The sequence below is a fragment of the Bacillus cereus group sp. BfR-BA-01524 genome (assembly GCF_022662595.1).
Lineage (GTDB): Bacteria > Bacillota > Bacilli > Bacillales > Bacillaceae_G > Bacillus_A > Bacillus_A thuringiensis_S.
In genome coordinates, this window is the sequence record NZ_JAKUDW010000016.1 from 57,453 (window position 1) to 74,310 (window position 16,858).

Sequence of the window (16,858 nt, forward strand, 5' to 3'; positions counted from 1 at the left end):
TCTTGTTTATTATTTTAGATTCACTAGTCCTTTTATCTTGATAAACATAGAGCGCGGCCCCCCACTATCACTTTTTTATCTTGTAAATATATCTTGCATACTATAAAATTTGATAGTATTTTTATTTTTCAGAAAAATAAAACAATAATATAGAATTTATTGTATAATGTTGTAAAAAGATGTCGGAGGGATTTAATGTTAAATAAAATATCTCAATTCACAATTAAGCTTTCATCAATTCTTTTATCACTCTTACTATTATTAAATTTACCTTATTTATTTATCACTCAACAAGGGTTTACCTTTCAACCAATTTATTTTTTTAATCAGATTGTTACCATGTTAAAACAGGTCTTCTCCCCTGAATCATTAGTGATTATAGGATCAGACCCGAAGTTTGGCCATTTCAAAAAAACACCATTATTTCCAACTGTTTTAGAACCTTACCTATATTCATTTACTATATTATTTTTAGCATTTTTTCTTGCTCTCTTTCTATCATCTAGCATGGCATTTTTTTATTTTTTAGCAAAAGATTATATAAAAAAATGGATAAACCGAATTGTGTTCATATTAGAAGCTGTCCCTGATATGATGATGATGATTTGTTTGCAAATATTTTTCATATGGGTACTTCAGAAATTCGGGGAATCTCCTGTCACTATTATTTCTTTTAATGAAAATCGAGCTTATTTACTCCCTATTTTATCATTAGCTGTCTTACCTACATTACAAATGTTTCGGATGATGGTGTTATACATAAAAGAAGAAGAAGGAAAACATTACGTAGAGGTTGCATATGGAAAAGGCCTTTCATCAAGTTATATACTATGCATTCATTTATTCAAAAATATATCTATCCATTTCTTCCATCATTTAAAAACGATTTTCGTTTTCTTACTTTCTAACTTATTCATTTTAGAATTTGTTTTTAATATGGAAGGCATTATTCAATTTTTATTTAAAAAGGCGTTTGTTTCACCTCCAGCTGCATTTATCATACTTGTCATGATCATTTTACCATTTTATGTTATTTTCCAAATAATCTCTTTTATGATGAATAGATGGAAAAAGCAATTGAAAGGAGTATCATTATGAAATCTATTTGGAAATCAAAACGCTTTTTAATCGGCTTTACTTATCTATTCATACTTATTTCAGCTAGTTTTATTTATAGTTGGTTCTTTAAAGATAACATCCCAAAACCTCCTCAGTTACTTTACAATGACAATAACGAATTACTTGGAAAGGCCCCCTTTCCACCATCGTTAATGCCGCCTTTTGGATCTGATCGTTTTGGAGAGTCTGTTTTCTTACAAATTGTAGAAGGAGCAAAATTCACCATTTTATTAGCCGTGGCAATTAGCTTCTTTCGAATTTTATTCGGAACATGTATAGGAATCCTCTTAAGTTTATATGCTCCAAAATTCAAGAAATTTTTCCAATCATGCTCAGAAGTTTTTTATTATATTCCAACTTTATTTATCGCATTTATACTCATCACGCCCGTTAATATTGTAATCGTATCAAATGCTGATAGATTAGACCCAAATATTTCATTTGCGTTTTATCAAGTACTCGTACTTATTTTCGTGGCTCTGCCTACACTTTCTTTATATATATCCTCAGAAGTCGATGAATTTATGAAACAAGATTACATTTTAAGTTCACAATTACTGGGTGCTAGCCGTTTTCATATTATCAAAAAACACTTACGAGTCTTATTACTTGATCGCTTATTTGTGGTATTTATGGAACATATCGTCCAAGCACTCATACTCGTTATCCATTTGGCGTTGCTTGACATTGTAATTGGCGGGATACAAATGCGTGAACTCTATGACGGAGTGCTCAAACCTGTTTCTCTATCTAATGATTGGGCAGGCCTTATTGGATTAAATCGTTATGAAATGAATCTTTCATGGTGGATTATTTTTTATACTCTCGTTTCATTCTTTATTACAATTCTATTTATTAAGCTTATGACAATCGGGATTCAAGATGCACTGAAAGCAAGAGATTCGCAAGTTGTAGCAATTCAAACCGTTCCAAATCATAAAAAATTTGTTAAACATAAAGATTCTTTTTCGTTTGCAAATAAAGTGAACCTTTAATCATTTTTCATTAATCAAATATTAATTGGCATTGATATTAGTAGAATATAAAGAAGATGATCCCTATTAAATACAGGGATCATCTTTTTATGCCGTCTAACTTTTTTACATGTCCTTCGCTAGACTCATGCTTTTTATATTTAAAGTGAATTATTTGCAATCGCAACTATGCTGTTTAAAATCAATTACCATACGCCCTTGAATTCTACCTTGTTCCATTTCTTCGAATACATTTTGTACTTTATCTAGAGAACAGGTTTGAACAACCGGCACTACTTTTCCTTCTGCCCCGAACATAAACGCCTCTTCTAAGTCCTTACGAGTACCAACTAGAGAACCAACTACTTCAATTCCATCTAGTACAAGTCGCGGAATGTTTAAATCCATAGTTTCTACTGGTAGCCCTACTGCAACTACTTTACCGCAAGCACGTACTGCATCAACTGCTGAGTTAAAGGCTACTTTAGAGACTGCTGTTACTACAGCAGCATAAGCGCCACCAAGCTCCTCTTGAACAATTTTATCAGCAGGACCTTGAGAAATTGGATTGATAATCATATCAGCACCAACTTCTTTTGCTAAGGCTAATTTGTCGTCATTAATGTCTACTGCGATTACCTTTGCACCAAATACATTTTTGGCATATTGGATAGCTAAGTTACCTAATCCACCGCAGCCATAGATTACAATAGGTTGACCAGGTTTAATATCTGATACTTTAATAGCTTTATATGTAGTTACACCAGCACATGTAATTGATGATGCTTGAGCAGGATCTAATCCTTCTGGTACTTTTACCGCATAATCAGCTGTAACGATACATTGTTCAGCCATACCACCATCTACTGAATAACCTGCGTTTTTAACTTCACGGCAAAATGTTTCTCTACCAGTTACGCAATATTCACAACGTCCACAAGATTGGAACATCCATGCGATACTTACACGGTCACCTATCTTTAGTGAAGTAACATCATCAGCTATTTTCGTAACAATACCTACACCCTCATGACCAAGAATACGGCCATCAGTGTTACCAAAATCATGATTCGCAACGTGTAAATCAGTGTGGCAAACTCCACAATACTCTACATCTACTAACGCTTCACCTGAGCGTAACGGACGTAACTCTTTTTCAATCACTTCGATGTTTGCTTTGCTGTTTTTATTAACCACTACTGCTTTCATATGTGATCTCCCCTTTAGTGTTTTAGCGTTTTAATGAGTTTATCTCACAACTACTTTCCCCACTACTTTGGCTAGTTACCGTACCAAATTTAAGTGTTCAATCATCATTACATGTTCATCATAACATGATACTTCATAAACAAATTGTGAAATTATGAACAACATTTGAATTATTACATAAATCGGTTTTTATTTTAGATTTTTAAAAATGAGAGTTTATCACTGCTTATAAGTAAGTCATACATTTCTAAAAGAAAATAAATTAACAAACTTCTCATCGATAAAAAAGCTCTTCACTCAACATTTTCTACATTTAAACACTTAGTTTCACAGTAATAGCCTTTGCCGCCAACATAAACTTTTTCTATTTTATTCTTGCTATTGGTTGCTAATTTAACTAATATTTCGGAAGGCGAGTGTAAAGAATAACCTTGTTCAAATACATAGACTTCTTTTTGCAAATAGTGCTGTTCATAAAGGTAGCAAGCTAATGCACCGTTTGAAGTTCCAGTCGCTGCTTCTTCATTAATGTCGTATAGTGGAGCAAAATTTCTGCATATAATTCGATTGTCATTAAAAGTATATAGATGCATCCCGACAACATTATAATACTTGCTGATTTCTTTAATTTTTTCAAAATTAGGTTGCAGTGCATGTAATTGTGTTTCGCTTTTTATAGGAATTAAAATATCTTTTAAGCCCGTGGAGACAATTTGAATTGGGTATTTATTGTCTATATCTTTAATGTCAAAACAGTCGATGAACTCGTTTGGAGATACAACATCATAGAATATCGGTTTATTTTGTTCCATGAATATGATGTCATCTTTTATGGTAATAGTAAGAACACCGCTGTTCGTTTCAATCGTATAGCGATTCCTGAAAAGTTTATTTAAATGCATCAGTATCGCAAAAGAGCCAATTGTGGCATGACCACATAAATCAACTTCTTCTTTTGGTGTAAAATACTCAAATTTATAATCAGCAATTTCAGATTCTGATATAAATGCGGTTTCCGCATAACCCAATTGTTTGGCTATTGTCATTTTTTGAGTAGTGGTCAATGTATTTGTATTCTCAATAAATACCACTCCTGCTTTATTTCCGCCTTTATGATCCTTGCTAAATGCACTTGCAACATAAACGGATATTTTCATAAGACACCTTCCTCACTTATAGTATAGAAAGCACTACATATAAATAGCATTGGATAAATTATCCATAAAATAAGAGACAAACTATTTTTAGCATTTGAACTCTCCAAAAATAATTGGTCTACAGTCTGAAAGCTCTTCATTTGAAGAGCTTTTTTATATTCGCTTCATCGAAATCGTTTCACGTATACTTTGTAAATTTTTTAGAGTTTCCTCTTGTCGCTGCAGCGACACCCCTACATACAAAGTATCTAATAAACTTAACTGTGCTAATCGTGATGAACTTGCTTCTGTGCGGAATTCAGTCTCACGTGTTGATGTATATAACGTTATATCAGCAAGTTGACTTAATGCTGATTTCTTATAGCTCGTAATCGCAATAATTTTGGCCCCTCTTGCTTTCGCTACTTCTAACGCTTCAAGTAATCCTTTATTGCTACCAGAATGAGAAATGCCAATAACAACTGAATTTCCCGAGAGTAAACCTGCTCCCATAATTTGAAAATGTGAATCAGTATGAGCGATACAAGAAATACCCGTTCTCATAAACTTATGATACGCATCCATCGCAATAATACCAGAGCCACCATTTCCATAAAACTCAATTCGACTTGCTTCTTGCAAGGCTCGTACAGCCTGCTCAAGTGCTGTTTCATTTAGCAAATGTAAAGTATCTTGCAGTCCTGTAATATGCGAATGAAAAACTTTTTTAGCAACAGTTACCATACTATCTTCTGCTGATACCTCTTCATGAATATTTTGCATCGGTGTATGTACAATTTCACGAGCTAATGTAATCTTTAAATCTTGAAAACCTTGCAAACCAAGGTGTTTACATAAGCGGAATATCGTAGCTTCGGAACTATTCGTAACTTCAGCTAATTCTGTAATAGATTTATGTACAACATCTTGTGGATGTTTCAAAATATGTTCGGCAATACTTCGCAATTTTGGTGATAAACCATTTAACGAAGCCTGAATCTTTCCAATCCCACTTCTTGTACCAGGCATAGCATATCCTCCTCTTCCATCGTAGCTTTATCCTGTAAAAACCGATTAGTTTAACTAATAATCAGTGGGGATGGTCCCCCACTGATTAGAGTTTCACTTTATTGTACCTAATTATTGAAAGAAGAAAAACCTATATTAGGGATTACAATAAATTTTAATCGCTCCTATGTATTCTGTCATACGATATAACAGAATTATTCATACTTATGAATAATTCTCCCCATGTTTCACTGCGTATAATGCGGCTTGCGTACGATCATCCACTTCCAATTTAGCTAAAACGTTTGAAACGTGTGTTTTCACAGTTTGTTCTGTAATATGAAGTTCTGCTGCAATCTCCTTATTGCTTCTTCCTTTCGCAATTTCGCGAAGTACCTCTTGCTCTCTTTTCGTTAACATTGAAAAAGGATTTTCTATTTCCTTCTTTACTGCAGAACGCCCCATTAATGCAGGTGTTACTTTCGGGTGAAAATTCGCATTTCCTTGATGTACTGCAATAATAGAAGCCACAAGTTGCTCAGGTTGTACTTCTTTTAATTGATAACCATCTGCTCCAGCTTCAAGTGCTGGTATAACATAATCTTGCTCTGAAAAACTACTTAATATAAGTACCTTTATCGTCTCATCGTATTGCTTTAGACGTTTTGTTGCCTCAATTCCATCCATTTTCGGCATCGATACATCCATTAGTACGACATCCGGTCTTTCTTTTTGCACGAAATGTAATGCCTCTTCGCCATTTTCCGCTTCCCCAATAATTTCAAATTCTTCTCTCGTTTTCAAAAAGAATACAAGTCCTCTTCGAACGATATGATGATCCTCAACTAGTAGCAATTTAATCTTCAATCTTATTCTCCCCTTCAAATCGGCAATTGAATTTCTATTTTTGTTCCCTTTCTCAGCTCTGTTATAATTTGAAACGATCCCTTCATTAACTGAATACGTTCCTTCATACTTTTCAGGCCAAGTGCTGACTCCCTTACTTGCTCTTGTATAAATCCTATTCCATTATCTTCTATGTAAAAATGTAACTGGTTATTTTCTATTTTCAAAAGAACATGTACCTTTTCACACGAAGCATGCTTTTTACAATTATGTAGCGCCTCTTGGCTAATACGCCATAAAACTTCTTCTATTTCATCCCCAATTGAAACCATCCCATCAATTCGAACTTCCACTTGAACTCCTAATAACTTCCCGTAATTTTGAATTGCTTCTGCTAACCCTTTCTCTAATCCTTCAGGTCTTAATTGCCAAATTAATAGAGTCATCTCTTGTAATGCTTCTTGTGATAATTCCCCAATATAACTTAACATCTCTTGCAATTCTCTATCTTGCGTCATATTCAGAGTACCTTTCGCTGTTAGCATAATAGAAAATAGCAATTGTTTTACTGAATCATGTAAATCACGTGCAAGTCGATTTCTTTCCGCTACCACTACATATTTACGTTCTTTCTCAACTAATTGAATACGTTGTATTGTCGTTCCAATTTGAAATGCAATTGATTCTAATAACGCTAACTCTTCCTCTGAAAAATGAGTCTTATGAGGTGCAGCCACATTTAGTAGACCAAATTTTTCTGATCCAGACCTAAGTGGAATTGTCGCATGATGTGTAACATCTTCTGTCTCTCCCCAATTACATTCAATTGCATCTTCTATTCGCTTACATTCAATAATATTAGTCGCTTTTTCCAATCTCCCATTCACAAAACGTTCTACACACCAACAGTCCCCTTCACACATCGGCTTCTTCTCTTGCCACGTAAGAGCTGGTGGTAAATTTTCGTCTACAAGCATACGGTGCTTTCCACTTTCATCAATAAAGAAGATCCACCCTGTTTGTAAATTCATAACTTGTAACAATGTATGCAATACTTTTTCTAACATATCCTGTAAGTTTGTTGCTTCATTTAATAATTCAGCAATTTCTTTTAATGCTTCTAAACGATGCATCTCTTTTTCTTCAAAGTTCATTCTCATCACCAACTACAATTATAACATTAAGAAATTTCTAAATTCTATAAATAAAAAAAGAACCGAATCCCTTCAGCCCTTTCTTTATATCAATCATTTTATTATTGTTATTCTATCCAATGTTGGAAGCAAAATTTTTGTTAACAAACGATCCTACTTTAGCTGTCCGATAAAGATTGTCCACCATGGATATGCTGTAAACTTTCAGTAGTAACAACCATATTCGCTGCTGGCATTTGCACTTGATTCTTATGAAACATAGACATTAATTCAAATCTTACTTGTCTAGAAGTTTCAAAATAATCTTCTGGCTTTATTAAACCTGTAATACAAAATTCATAGCCAACATATTTCAGGTTAGGATTTAAGTCTGTAACACCGACGTATTTAAATGGTTCAACAGCGTCATCCTCTACTCTATAAAGAGTTTGATCCAATTTTTCATTGCATATAACACATACTTCTTCTAACAATTCCTTCACTCTTGTTGGATCTTCCTGATAACTTACCGTGATGCGTTCAATTACACGCATCCATCCTTTATTAAAATTTTGTATCGTTCTAATCTCTCCGTGCGGGATGGTAAGTAGTTTTCCTGACCATTCACGTATTTGCATAAAACGAATACTAATCTCTTCAATAGTTCCTGAATTTGTTCCGTTAAAAGTTACAAAATCACCAACTCGAAACTCTTTGTCCGCTAATCTTGCAAAGCCTAATATAACATCTTTTAGCATCTGTTGTGCTGCAAAACCGATGACAACTCCAGCTATCCCTGCACCTGCAATAATACTTTTTATATCTACAAATTGGCTAATTAAATATATGATAAGACTGATGATAATGATATATCTAAAAATAGATCGAATTACACTTTGAATCGTCTGCTCTACCTCTTCATCAAAAAAGCTTGATTTCCTAAAAAACCAATCAATAATACGGTTTATTACAAACGAAATAATGATTAAAACTAAAGCAAATAGTAAAAATCTTAAAAGTAAAAACTCCCTTACATAATTAAAAAATTCTTCAGTATACGTTAATAAACTCATCCATCCACTTCCTTAACTAATAAAAATTCTATACAAAGCTGCTATATTTTTAAAATTCATTAGACATTCTTCTATAAATATACCCTTTTTCATAACCTAAAGGGAGCTAGCAATTGAATTTTTTTATGACTTTACTTTAAGACTACACTACCCACCCTAACAAAAGGAAAACATTTACATAATATCGAATAGTTCATTTGAAAATATTATTACTCACGGAGGTTACAAGCAATGGGATATATTGAAGAACTAAGAGAAGTTGTTGGATCAAGACCGCTTAATTTAGCAGGCGTTGCGGTAGCTGTTTTCAATGAACAAGGACAAATACTACTACAACAAAGGCGACATGGCATGTGGGGCGTTCCAGGAGGTTTTGTGGAACTTGGTGAATCTATAGAAGAAGCTGGAAGGCGAGAAGTACTTGAAGAAACAGGAATTGAAATTGGTACACTTCAGCTAGCAACTGTATTTTCAGGTAAAGAATTTTTTATGAAATTACCGAACGGAGATGAATTTTACCCTATAACAATCGCTTACCTTTGCAAAGATATTACAGGTGGCTTGCTAAAAGCTGATGGAGTCGAATCATTACATGTACAATTTTTTAATTTAAATGAGCTACCACAAAATATTAGCCCATTCATAAAAAAATTAATTGAGCAAAATATCGTCTCAGTTTAAACGCAAAAAAGAGACCTTTTTAAAGGCCTCTTTTTCATTTCACTTCTGCATGTAAACAAGATTTAAAATGTCCAAGTGCAAATTCATGCCCTTGCGCATTAAAAGATGCAACTGCCTTTTCATAAACAACAATTTTAAATCCTTTATTATAAGCGTCTACTGCTGTGTGAAGAACACAAATGTATGAATACATGGTATATCTTAAAAACTCCTTCGAGCTTGTCGGAACAAGTTTTTTTACAACTTATAATGTAAATTTATTTCAAAAGGACAAAATGGTATATAAATTTGCTTATGTATATGCACCGAACACAAGTTCTTCAACAAACTCTAATCACACTAAAACAAACTCTACCTCTTCTCAAAATAATTCAAACGATAATAAGGAAAGTAACGTAAATTGTAAGGGGAAAATCAAAGGTAATGCAAACAGCAAGATTTATCATGTTCCTGATGGATATTTTTATGATAAAGCAACAAGTAAAATTGTCTGGTTTTGCACAGAAAAAGAAGCTCAAGAAAATGGATATGTAAAATCAAAACGTTAAAAAAGCACCTATAATTAGGTGCCTTTTTTAAAAATATATTATGAGATTAAACTTATTGTAAAATATAATGATAATCATCTATTACTTTTTTAATTGCTTCAGCAATTCCAAGATAGAAACCACTCTTTTCTTCTAATGGCGTTAATTCCATTAAACGAACTTGGTAACTATCCATAGGATTTTTAGGCTGTATATTATACTCATGCTTCGGATACACTGCCCAAACTTCATGTACTGGTCTAAATATATGCCATTGACTTGAAAACTTATTATTATATAGGAAAGGAGAACTCATATTTTCACGATAAGAAATTAATTGATGCATAACAGAATTCTTTTTTCTCTTTGCATTCGTCCATATGGCTTGCACAGGTCTGTATTTAAAATCAACCATAATTGTTCCAATGTATTCATTATCTTCATATATATCCATTCGGGCATCCGGTCGATTATGCGTATCATTTGCATAAATCGGTTTATCCAGAACTGTCTTTTCCTTAGAGAATGGTAAGATTTCATCATAAACCAAACGCAATCGAATATTTTCTTTCTTAAATTCAATTGCCGTTCCTGATTCTAAAAAAGGAACTTGAATTGTTTTTGAATTAGGCTTCATATCGAAAATCCACCCCTTTACCACTTCAAAGCCAACAGTTTCTTGTTGTAATCCGTCTATCAATTGTAAAAACCCCCAAATTTCATACAATAAATATGTTCGTTTCCAATAGTAGTCGTAATTGGTATCAAGTGTAATGGATAACTCTTCATTTTTTAACAAGCGATACAGTTGATATAATTGTCTGTATCTTGAGTCCAATTGCAAGACATGAGGAATGCTCAACACTTGTGCCTCTTCTACTTCTTCCATCCAATCTTCTTTTAACACAAGCAAACATTCACTTCTCACACGTCGAACAAATCGTTCATATTCTATTAATTCATCTAATACTTTAGTTTTCAATCGAACTTCAACGTGTTCATCGTGATGAAAATGTCGTTCGCTTTTAATTTCTCGTTGTATTTTTTCTTTATGACTATGGAGATAGTCCAATAATTGGTTCATTTCTCGCGAGATAAAACGCACAATTTTTTTAATCCATTGATTTTCTAATAAGTTATGATTTCGAATATGTTTAGGTGTATAAATGTAATCTCTACTTTCTGGATGCCTAGAACGATAACGGATACTAGTAGCATCAACTATTCCAGCTTTTCCTTCTGGCACTAAATTATATTCCTTACGAATCCGCATACGAGGGTCGGTTTGAATCTTTTTTAAAGAATTAATCCATTTCAAGTAATCTTTTTTAACGATATATAACTTTCGAAGAATATGAATGGGAATAGGAAGAGAGCTATTAATTCCTAGACTTGCATTTTTTCTTACCAAGTCTTGGGCTAATCCATTCAATGTTTCTTCCACTTCGTCACGCATTGAAACCCATTGTTCTTCTGTGATTTGTTTTGGCTGTACCTTGAGCCAAGAATAGTAAGATACATTTTTTACAACTACCTTGATACGATAATGTCCAGGAATCAGTGAATAATATCCATCCGGATTGTCTGAATCCTTGCTATTTTTATATAAATATATACGACGTATTTCAGGGGAGATATATGCAATATCGTCTTCTCCAATTTCTAAATCCCGCTCTGGGAGGGTATCCAACCCATCCATATAAAGACGGGCTGTTTCATCCTCACAAATAAATTCTAACGATAAGTCTTTGTTTTCCACAACTTTCGGTACGTTTTCATCTTCCATTCGATACAAAAGCGTTTCATCTTGTACGAAGTTAGTAACAGGTATTTTTTTTTCGCTATGGTGATTAGGATTTTGACGAAAAATAACTTTAAACGGTATGACCATATAAATGTAACTCCTTCGCTTTTTCCGCTATCAATTTTCGTGTTTGTTTAAATTCATAAGAATTTGGCATAGTAGATAATAATTCTAATAATTTACTGTTCTCTACTGTTTTTGTGTCTGAATTATATTGACCAAGTAACTCAGTAAATTGTTCATCTGACCCGCGAACTTTTGTTAGAACACGTTGTACTAACTGAATATCAAAAGCTTCTTCTCTACTAAGAGGAGCATTTAACGGAATGTTATTTAGGAAATTGCTGATTTGACGAATAATACGCCATCCAATTCCCAAGTTTCGACTGCAATTTTGCAATTCAATGTGCAAATCCCAGAGGAACTTAGATTCATTTTCATGTAATGAAATTTCACGTTCTTTTCTTTTGAATGTTTCGTATTCATCAAATGTAAATGGCTCTGACTTCGGTATAATTGGTTCTTGTTTACGCTGTTCTTCCATTTGTAGCACATTGGAATATGGCTGCATGTTTAAAGTAATTACATTTGCTCGGTCTAATACTTTATCAGAGAATTGGAATGTAGATTCATCAAGATTTACAGTTCCTACAAAAATCACGTTACTTCCTATACGTAAAGTAGGTGGAAATACATTTTGGTTGTAGATTCTTGCACTAAACTCTTCATTATACAAACGTAAGATTCGCTTATTTTCTTCCAACTCAAGTACCGATAAGAATTGTGAGAAATAATGTTCAACGCGTGCAAGATTCATTTCGTCAAAGCAAACGATATGCAAGTCTTCACCATATTCATTAGCACGAGCTAAGATATTCATCACACCGGAATCTCCTGGGCGATATACGTTATGCAATGTATCTAAATACCCAATTACATCTGCATCATCTTGCCAAAACGGGCGAACCGGTACAAATAACATTTGGTCCTTGTTTAGTTTCACAGCATTTGCATAACATTGGACAAGCTTTGATTTTCCAGTACCACTCATACCAGCTAAAATTACAAGACTTCCTGTTTTCATTGCAGTATGGAAATTATATAAATCTTTAGTGTCGTAATAGAGTCCTAAACGTTTGCATTCATTTTGAAATGCTTCCATAAACTCATTTTCTCTGTAACCAATAGAGTGTTCTTCTGGTGTAACAGGTTCTACAGGTTCGTCATCTGATAATTGTTCTTTTGAAGCATCTTGTGTTTCTAATCCGCCAATCGGTTCCCCATGTTCTTTAAGCAAATCTTGCAATTCATCGTTTAGTTTTGATTCCATAAAAAGAACCTGTTCATGCACATAACTATTCATGACATATTCCGTTTGTAAATTTATAGAATTTACTTGGTCTGATGCTGTATAGAATCGAAAACCGCCATGAGCATAATCATATTTTTCAAATGAACCGTATAGTGTATATTCTTGCTTGTCCGGTTGATGTTTCCATAAAATCATAGATGGAGCAACGTCATCATCCTTAGAGATTTGTTTATGGTCTCCTATATATTTTTTACCCTGTAACTGTTGTTCAAATACCTCTTTTGTACGCTCAGTTGTTTCTTCTGAAAAAATTGGAATCGGCTCCAAAAATGTACCAGGGGCAAAAGAATCAGATTTCTTAACAATACTTACATCTCTTGCAACATGATACTCCATTGCTCCGTTTGGTTTTTTTAACTCTACTTTAAAAAAGAGAATATAGCGATTCAAAAAGTCGCGAAGCGCTTGCTTTCTGTCGAAGTGGCTTTTAGTAATATCATCATAAAAACCCCAATTATTTAACTCCTCTGCATAACAACATACATCTCTTATTTGTCTAGGGAAACTTTCAGGCGGCGTAGAAACGATTCGTATATAAAATTGTAAATTGTCGTTTCGATTGATAATAACAGAACTTCTTCCTGTTGAAACCTCTCCGTCATTTGCTAAAATCCCTGCAATATCAATATCCCATTTTTTTGCTCCGTACATGCTATAAAACCCTCTCTCTTATTCTGTTATTTTGGTTTAATAACTCTTTTACTTGATTGAAATTTTTACAAATGTTAATTTTAGTTTTGTCGATTTGTGAATACGAATCGTTTGCATTCAATAGAAATTGGTCTTTATTATCGAGTTCGTATGATAAAACCCAATAAGATTCACAGTCGAGTGGAAATTGATAATCATGGACAGCACCTGCCTCTACAAATTTAAATTCGATTTTTTCATTATCAAATTGGTTTGTATATACGGGTTTTCCAATTACAAGAATTCGAGTTTTATTTGTTTGATTCAAAGTTACTTTCATTTCAGTTGTGGTTTTGTTATCAGAACCTTCCTTTGTTAGTTCATGCAATTGTTTCTCATTCATTTGTTTTGCATGTAAATGATTTAATTGCCCTTGCAAAGTTTTTATTGTTTCTTCGTACTCGGATTTTTCTTTGTTCCATTTTTCTTGTTCCCCCTTGTACTCGTTAGTCGTTGCTTCGTTTTCTTTCAATAACTCGCTATACAATCGGTTTTTTTCATTTAGTTTTTCAGTTATTTTCTTATTGCTTTCTTTCATCTCGTCTATTTTTTTCTTATGATTCTCATCACGTTTTCCCAACTCCTTCGTCAAATTGTCTACCTTTTGCTCGAGTTGTTGTATCTTCTTTTGGTCTTTTTTAGAGGTCGTCGTTTCCTCTTTTAGTTTTTCATTAGAAATTGGTTTTTGTTTTGTCATCGGTTTTTTATCGTCCGATTTAGTGTTTTCTGATTTCAATGTAATGGATTCATTCGGAACATTTAATAATTCGCTCTGTTCGTCTTTTAAAAGTGCATACAATTGAACTGCCTTTTTTTCTTGGTCTTCAGAAAATAGTTTTGCAAATACCGTAGCCGCATTACTGTGCTCTGCAATATTTACTAGTTCGTTTACCTCTTTATCTACCAACGATAATCCTTCTAGTAGATTTGACCCGATTCCTTTAGACCAGGGCATTAATTTTGGATAATTCTTTGTGTCAAGCAAGTTTGAAATAAGCATATTTCTATTTGTTTTATTAATGATAGATTTAATTTTATTAGTCCGGACACTCTTAAATGTAATTTCTTTTTCTGTGTATATTTGAACCAAAACTTCATTACTAAATTTAGGTAGCAACCATCGCCACACATCTTTACTAGACATACATTCCCTTCTTCCTAAAAGTGATATTGTTTTTTGTGTCTGAATCCGTTTACATAATTATCACTCCCCTCATAATTGGTATTTCTAACCGTTTATTTCTATTATATTAAGAGTCTATAAGAATATAAAGATAGGAAATATACATAATAAAATTTTTCTTGTTCAATGAGTAATATTCCCATTCATTATTTCCGATAAAGTCCTTAATAAAAGATAAGAAAATATTTCCTGAATCACATATGTATGATTACATGATATATCTAAAAAACACCTTCGAGCCTATGGGAACAAGTCTTTTCGTAACTTATAATGGAAATTTATCACAAAAGAAAAAATGGAATATACATCGAATGTTTCTTTATTCTCACTATAACAACACTCCCCATTGATACTTATGGTAACCACTGAACGGGTGTAAAAAATAGCTGAACAGCTTTATGTTAATAATATTAAACAAGAAAAAGAGCATTGATGTCGATTCAATGCTCCTTTTACTGCGCCTTATTGTGTTAATTTAATGCTATTTGTAATGATATTTAGCCTCAATTAAATAGCTTTCCTTCCGAAAGAAGAACCCGTTATTTTAAACGAATAATTTTTTTATAGAATCAAGATAATTTCCTCATTCAAAAACTCATTGATTGAAGGGATGAAAATAATAGGCTGGGTAACCAATTTTCTAACATTGAAACAGTTTAAAAAGGTCTCTAATATCAAATCTTATACTATTGATATATTCATCATGTTTTTTACGACGGGATTTTGGCAGCTGATTAACCTGCTCTTCAGAAAGGTAATGTAAGGTCTTCCGTACCTTAATTAGTACACCTTCATTTTTCCAGTTCTGAGTTTTGTTAGATATCCAAAATCGATAAATAAATCCATTTTTCTCTAAAATATCCAGTTGCACTTGTATAGTATTTACACTAGAGTTTAGTTCCTCTGCTAAAGCATTAACAGTAGTAAAACAGAAATCATTTACTTCCTGGCAGCCTTGTGCAAGAGCTATGAAGAGCCTAAAAGCCCTCCATCCTATTATAGGTAACCAACAGGTAACAAGGTATTGATTAAATCCTACTTTGTCTTTTTGAACGGAATCTGTGAAAGGGAGAATTAATTCATTAGTTATCGTTTCAAACTTAAAAGCAGCTACTTCATGTTCAGCTATATACTTTCTTTCCAAAGATTTTTTTTTAAAGGATTCAAACTTCCCATTTCTAATCCTTTCCACTTTCTTTATTTTTTCAGTTGTCATGAGCCTATAATATAGCAACTCATCCTTTGTTCCTAATAGATTAACTTTACGCTTCATATCTGTTCCTCCTATTTTATATTACAGGTATAATTATGAACGAGAAAATTTTTTATATAGGCTATTCTGCTAGAAGTTTAAATAATTTGAATTTCATTTTCTACTTAAATCGAATGGGATAACATGGGCAGTTCCGGTTTTGTTTTGTTTTTTTTCTACTTACAAAGATATATTAAGCTGAATGAGTGCTAAATTATTAAACGCAATCCCACCATTCTAGGGAATGGCTGAGTTTCCGTAACTCACTGGAATTTCTTCATGATATTAAACCAACTAACAAAAGGAGATGAAAATACAAGTGTTTACGTTACTAAATGTATTCTACCTCCTCTTTATAGTGGCAAAAAAACAAAACGATATTGTGCATAGTCAACATCATCGAGTTGCGTTTCTAACAGCTGAAACAGTTCCTCTTTAAAAAGGTTCAATAGTTTTATCTTATCGTGCTTCATTATAATTTCTTCTAGATGGTCCAAAACCGGTAAGGCTGCGATAGCATAAGATTTATCCGTTATAAAATAACTCTCCATTTCCAACGAAATGTTCTCTTCTTGAATATTGCTGTCCTCAAGTAAAATTCCCATCCTAAAAACCCCACAGATAGGATAAAAGTTTACTTTAAATTTAAATTGAATCAGTAAACTTCCTAAAAGTGTAAAAAATTTCCCGTCTTGGTAATAACAAACGATAGACTTTTCCTTGTCTCCAAAGTTAAATAGCTTCATTTCCATTCCCCTTTTTCTCTATTTAAATTTCATTCATCATAGATTATTTGTGTCAGGCTGACCGATTAGCGCAATAAAAAAGGGTGCCACAGCACCTCGTTATCA

15 protein-coding genes and 1 pseudogene are annotated in these 16,858 nt (G+C 33.2%); 4 read left to right on the top strand and 12 right to left on the bottom strand.

Annotated features, from left to right (window positions below):
- The first annotated feature begins 195 nt into the window (after positions 1 to 195).
- Positions 196 to 1,098: an ABC transporter permease subunit gene (locus MR170_RS08005; protein WP_242307895.1), complete on the top strand. Its 903-nt coding sequence runs from the start codon at positions 196 to 198 to the stop codon at positions 1,096 to 1,098.
- The gene (locus MR170_RS08010; RefSeq protein ID WP_242307898.1) at positions 1,095 to 2,114 is read left to right on the top strand and encodes an ABC transporter permease; all 1,020 of its coding nucleotides are present in this window, start codon (positions 1,095 to 1,097) and stop codon (positions 2,112 to 2,114) included. Before MR170_RS08005 ends, MR170_RS08010 begins: the two co-directional genes overlap by 4 nt.
- Before the next feature lie 150 nt (positions 2,115 to 2,264).
- Here the strand turns inward: MR170_RS08010 and adhP are convergent, their stop codons facing one another.
- From adhP to MR170_RS08040, 6 genes are all read right to left on the bottom strand, one after another.
- Positions 2,265 to 3,302, bottom strand: coding sequence for an alcohol dehydrogenase AdhP (gene adhP / locus MR170_RS08015; RefSeq protein WP_226605757.1), 1,038 nt, complete (start codon positions 3,300 to 3,302; stop codon positions 2,265 to 2,267).
- Positions 3,303 to 3,595: 293 nt separating this feature from the next.
- Positions 3,596 to 4,459 carry a PhzF family phenazine biosynthesis protein gene (locus tag MR170_RS08020; protein ID WP_029442223.1) on the bottom strand — a complete coding sequence of 288 codons (864 nt, stop codon included), beginning with the start codon at positions 4,457 to 4,459 and terminating at the stop codon, positions 3,596 to 3,598.
- 153 nt (positions 4,460 to 4,612) lie between these two features.
- Positions 4,613 to 5,467 carry a MurR/RpiR family transcriptional regulator gene (locus MR170_RS08025; protein WP_242307901.1) on the bottom strand — a complete coding sequence of 285 codons (855 nt, stop codon included), beginning with the start codon at positions 5,465 to 5,467 and terminating at the stop codon, positions 4,613 to 4,615.
- A gap of 204 nt (positions 5,468 to 5,671) precedes the next feature.
- On the bottom strand, positions 5,672 to 6,313 hold the full coding sequence (gene casR, locus MR170_RS08030; RefSeq protein ID WP_016081772.1) for a two-component system response regulator CasR: 642 nt from the start codon (positions 6,311 to 6,313) through the stop codon (positions 5,672 to 5,674).
- A 14-nt stretch (positions 6,314 to 6,327) separates the two neighbouring features.
- Positions 6,328 to 7,446, bottom strand: coding sequence for a two-component system sensor histidine kinase CasK (gene casK, locus MR170_RS08035; RefSeq protein WP_029442220.1), 1,119 nt, complete (start codon positions 7,444 to 7,446; stop codon positions 6,328 to 6,330).
- 158 nt (positions 7,447 to 7,604) lie between these two features.
- The gene (locus tag MR170_RS08040) at positions 7,605 to 8,498 is read right to left on the bottom strand and encodes a mechanosensitive ion channel family protein (protein WP_016081774.1); all 894 of its coding nucleotides are present in this window, start codon (positions 8,496 to 8,498) and stop codon (positions 7,605 to 7,607) included.
- Positions 8,499 to 8,729: 231 nt separating this feature from the next.
- Between MR170_RS08040 and MR170_RS08045 the strand changes: the two genes are divergently transcribed.
- Positions 8,730 to 9,179 (top strand): NUDIX hydrolase, encoded by a 450-nt coding sequence (locus tag MR170_RS08045; protein ID WP_242307903.1) that lies wholly within the window; start codon positions 8,730 to 8,732, stop codon positions 9,177 to 9,179.
- A gap of 34 nt (positions 9,180 to 9,213) precedes the next feature.
- On the opposite strand, the pseudogene MR170_RS08050 reads toward MR170_RS08045, so the two are convergent.
- Positions 9,214 to 9,360, bottom strand: a pseudogene (locus MR170_RS08050) (isochorismatase family protein); the annotation flags it as partial.
- Positions 9,361 to 9,454: 94 nt separating this feature from the next.
- On the opposite strand from MR170_RS08050, the gene MR170_RS08055 reads away from it, so the two are divergent.
- The gene (locus tag MR170_RS08055) at positions 9,455 to 9,727 is read left to right on the top strand and encodes a sunset domain-containing protein (protein WP_242307905.1); all 273 of its coding nucleotides are present in this window, start codon (positions 9,455 to 9,457) and stop codon (positions 9,725 to 9,727) included.
- Positions 9,728 to 9,779: 52 nt separating this feature from the next.
- Here the strand turns inward: MR170_RS08055 and MR170_RS08060 are convergent, their stop codons facing one another.
- The 5 genes from MR170_RS08060 to MR170_RS08080 all read right to left on the bottom strand — a co-directional run bounded on the left by MR170_RS08060 (position 9,780) and on the right by MR170_RS08080 (position 16,753).
- Positions 9,780 to 11,597: a DUF2357 domain-containing protein gene (locus MR170_RS08060; RefSeq protein ID WP_242307907.1), complete on the bottom strand. Its 1,818-nt coding sequence runs from the start codon at positions 11,595 to 11,597 to the stop codon at positions 9,780 to 9,782.
- Positions 11,581 to 13,533: an McrB family protein gene (locus MR170_RS08065; RefSeq protein ID WP_242307909.1), complete on the bottom strand. Its 1,953-nt coding sequence runs from the start codon at positions 13,531 to 13,533 to the stop codon at positions 11,581 to 11,583. The genes MR170_RS08060 and MR170_RS08065 overlap by 17 nt, the downstream gene beginning before the upstream one ends.
- A 1-nt stretch (position 13,534) precedes the next feature.
- Positions 13,535 to 14,716 (bottom strand): hypothetical protein, encoded by a 1,182-nt coding sequence (locus MR170_RS08070; protein WP_242307910.1) that lies wholly within the window; start codon positions 14,714 to 14,716, stop codon positions 13,535 to 13,537.
- A gap of 679 nt (positions 14,717 to 15,395) precedes the next feature.
- The gene (locus MR170_RS08075; RefSeq protein ID WP_242307911.1) at positions 15,396 to 16,028 is read right to left on the bottom strand and encodes a helix-turn-helix domain-containing protein; all 633 of its coding nucleotides are present in this window, start codon (positions 16,026 to 16,028) and stop codon (positions 15,396 to 15,398) included.
- Between the two features lie 332 nt (positions 16,029 to 16,360).
- The gene (locus MR170_RS08080) at positions 16,361 to 16,753 is read right to left on the bottom strand and encodes a hypothetical protein (protein ID WP_242307912.1); all 393 of its coding nucleotides are present in this window, start codon (positions 16,751 to 16,753) and stop codon (positions 16,361 to 16,363) included.
- Positions 16,754 to 16,858 lie beyond the last annotated feature (105 nt).